The sequence below is a fragment of the Falsiroseomonas oryziterrae genome, assembly GCF_021864505.1.
Taxonomy (GTDB): Bacteria; Pseudomonadota; Alphaproteobacteria; order Acetobacterales; family Acetobacteraceae; genus Falsiroseomonas; species Falsiroseomonas oryziterrae.
This window is the reverse complement of sequence record NZ_JAKJIB010000462.1, coordinates 1-2,433: the sequence shown is the minus strand read 5'-3', so window position 1 is coordinate 2,433 and position 2,433 is coordinate 1. Positions and strand designations below refer to the sequence as shown.

General features: G+C 74.8%; 3 protein-coding genes and 1 pseudogene. 2 read left to right on the top strand and 2 right to left on the bottom strand.

Annotated elements, in window-relative coordinates; genetic code table 11:
• Both L2I40_RS21915 and L2I40_RS21910 read right to left on the bottom strand, forming a co-directional pair.
• The coding region (locus tag L2I40_RS21915; protein WP_237217391.1) for a hypothetical protein at positions 1–200 on the bottom strand (200 nt) is incomplete at its 3' end.
• Between the two features lie 103 nt (positions 201–303).
• Complete coding sequence (locus tag L2I40_RS21910) at positions 304–1,287, bottom strand: adenosine kinase (RefSeq protein ID WP_237217389.1); 984 nt, start codon at positions 1,285–1,287, stop codon at positions 304–306.
• 104 nt (positions 1,288–1,391) lie between these two features.
• Between L2I40_RS21910 and L2I40_RS21905 the strand changes: the two genes are divergently transcribed.
• Together L2I40_RS21905 and L2I40_RS21900 are read left to right on the top strand one after the other, a co-directional pair.
• Complete coding sequence (locus tag L2I40_RS21905; protein WP_237217387.1) at positions 1,392–2,033, top strand: EI24 domain-containing protein; 642 nt, start codon at positions 1,392–1,394, stop codon at positions 2,031–2,033.
• A 161-nt stretch (positions 2,034–2,194) separates the two neighbouring features.
• Positions 2,195–2,433, top strand: a pseudogene (locus L2I40_RS21900) (hypothetical protein); the annotation flags it as partial.

Genomic DNA, 2,433 nt, shown 5'->3' with positions numbered 1-2,433 from the left:
CGCGCGGCCAGGGTGCCCTCGGCGAGCCGCAGCAGGCCGAGGGGATCCTGCGCGCCTTCCGCCAGCGGCGCTCGCGGCGCGGGGGCGCGCGTGACCTCGGGCCGCGTCGGCGACACCCGCGCGCCCGTGCCGTCCTGCGCCTGGACAGGCCAGGCGACGCACAGGGCCAGGAGCGGCAGGGCGACATGGCGAAGCGGCATGGCAAGGCAACCCGCCACGCCGAGGCCGGTTCCGGCAGTCGATCGCAACCAGTCCTGGCCCGCCCGGGAACTCCTGCCGATGTGCCCGGCTTCGGGTCTCGGCTCAGCGAGCCGCGAGGCGCGCCGTCAGGTCGGTCTGCGGGCGGGCGCCGAAATGGCTGATCGCCTCGGCCGCCGCCACCGAGCCCCAGCGGCCGCATTCCGCCAGCGGCAGCCCCTTGGCATGCGCCGCGAGGAAGCCGGCGGCATAGGCGTCGCCCGCGCCGGTGGTGTCCACGACCTGCGTCGGCTCGGCCGCGACCTCGACCGTCCGGTCGCCGGCCAGAACGATGCTGCCCTTCTCGCTGCGCGTCACCGCGGCCAGCCCGACCTCGGCGCGCACGGCGGCCAGCGCGGCGGCGAAATCCTCCGTCTCGTAGAGCGACAGCAGCTCCGCCTCGTTGGCGAAGAGGATGTCCACCTCGTGCTTCACCAGGTCGCGGAAGGCGGCGCGGTGGCGGCCGACGCAGAAGGGATCGGAGAGGGTCAGCGACACCTTGCGCCCGGCCTCGTGCGCGACCTTCGCCGCCTTGCGGAAGGCGGCCTGGGCGGCCGGCGGGTCGAAGAGGTAGCCCTCCATGTAGGTGACGGCGGCCGAGGCGACCTCCGCCTCCGCCACGTCGTCCGGGCCAAAGGCGACGCAGGCGCCGAGGAAGGTGTTCATGGTGCGCTGGCCGTCCGGCGTGACCAGGATCAGGCAGCGCGCGGTCGGCGTGCCGCCCTGGAGCGGCGCGGAGGGGAAGCGCACGCCGGCGGCGCGGATGTCGTGCGCGAAGACCTGGCCCAGCGCGTCGTCGGCCACCTTGCCCAGGTAGCCGACGCGCGCGCCGAGGGCGGCCGCCACCGCGCAGGTGTTGCCGGCCGAGCCGCCGGAGCTTTCGACCCCCGGCCCCATCGCCGCGTAGATGCGCTCCGCCGCCGCCGCGTCGATCAGCGTCATCGCGCCCTTCGTCATGCCCTGCGCCTGGAGGAAGGCGTCGTCGGCGCGGGCGAGCACGTCCACGATGGCGTTGCCGATGCCGAGGATGTCGAGGGCGGGCTGGCTCATGCGGGGATCGGGCCTCGTCGGGACGCGTTGGACGGCGGATTGCCGCGGGCGGGGTTTGCCCGAGCCGCCTGCGCGCGGCTAGTCGGGGTGCGATGATCCGTTCATTGCTTCTTGCCATAGGCCAGGTCGGCGACCCGGCCTTCCGTCGCCCGGTGCTGATCGGGGCGGTCCTGGCGCTGCTCGGCGGCGTTGCGCTGATCGGGCTGACGGGCTGGGCGGTGAACTGGCTCGCCGGCGGCGAGGGCTGGATCGCCACGGCCGCGGCGACGGCTGGCGGGCTGCTGGCGCTGCTCGCCGCGTGGTGGCTCTTCGTGCCGCTGCTGCTGGCGATCGCGAGCATTCTGACGGACGGGGTCGCGGCGGCGGTGGAGCAGCGCCACTACCCGGGGCTGCCGCCGCCGCGCGGCGCCTCCACCGCCGCGCAGGCCTGGTCGGGTCTGCTGCTCGCGCTCCGGCTCGCCCTGGTGACGCTCGTGCTGCTGCCGCTGCTGCTGCTGCCACCCTTCGGCGCCGTCGCGCTCTGGGCGGTCGCCGCCGTCGGGCTGGGTGAGGGCCTGTTCCTCGGCGTGGCGCAGCGGCGCATGTCGGTGGCCGAGTCCGAAGCGCTGAAGCGGCGCCTGCGCGTGCCGATCTGGATGCTCGGCGGCGTCCTCGCCCTGGCCGGGATCGTGGCGCCGCTCAACCTGCTGGTTCCCGTCGTGGGCACGGCCGCGATGGTGCATCTGCTGCAGCGTCGCAACGTGTGAATCACGAAACGAGACGCGCGCGGAATCAGACGAGAGTTGTGTGGAAAAGCCTCGCGGAACCGCGATCCGGCCGTTGTCCGTGAACACGCGCGCGTGTTAGCCGGAGGCCGGGCCGCAGCGATCGGCTGCGCGCCGGGGCCAGCACCAGGGGGGACCTCCGCATGAACGTCTTCAGCCGTCGTCGCGAGGAGAAGCCGGCGGCGCCGACCCCGGAGCCGAAGCCCACCACCGTGCCCACAGCGCGCGACCCCGAACTGGGGGTGCCGTCGCCCCGCTCCGACACCAGGGACAATCCAGCCATGAGCCTCGCGCCCAAGCCGACCGGCCCCACGCCCACGCTGCCTGTCGGGCCGACGCCGCCCTCCGGCACCGCCATCCCGCCGCGCCCGATGGGCGCCCC